The organism is Paracoccus acridae (assembly GCF_014642735.1).
Lineage (GTDB): Bacteria > Pseudomonadota > Alphaproteobacteria > Rhodobacterales > Rhodobacteraceae > Paracoccus > Paracoccus acridae.
The window spans coordinates 1-512 of sequence record NZ_BMIV01000101.1; the positions used below are offsets into that span (position 1 = coordinate 1).

General features: G+C 57.6%; 1 protein-coding gene. It reads left to right on the forward strand.

The features are described from left to right. On the forward strand, positions 1-512 hold a 512-nt coding region (locus tag IEX25_RS20000), incomplete at both ends, for an IS3 family transposase (RefSeq protein WP_188717486.1).

Here is a 512-nt window from a genome sequence, read left to right on the forward strand (position 1 = left end):
CCCGATGCGGCTCAGCCTTGCCCAGACGACAAGGTGAACCGGGCCTTCGTCGCGGACATGCCAAACCAGCTATGGGTCAGCGATTTCACCTATGTCTCAAGCTGGCAGGGCATGGTCTATGTCGCCTTCGTCATCGACGTCTTCGCCCGGAAGATCGTCGGCTGGCGCGTCTCGAGCTCGATGACGACTGGTTTCGTGTTGGATGCTTTGAACCAGGCTATCTGCCAGAGGACCCCATCCGAGACTGACAAGCTGATCCATCATAGTGATCGAGGCAGCCAATACCTGTCGATCCGATATACCGAACGGCTGGCTGAGGCAGGCATCGACACCTCGGTCGGCAGCGTCGGGGACTCCTATGACAATGCCCTCGCGGAAAGCATCATTGGTCTGTTCAAGACCGAGGTCATCAAGTTCCTCGGACCCTGGAAGTCCGTCGGTCAGGTCGAATGGGAAACCCTAAAATGGGTCGACTGGTATAACAAGACGCGCCTGCACAGCGCCATCGGTTA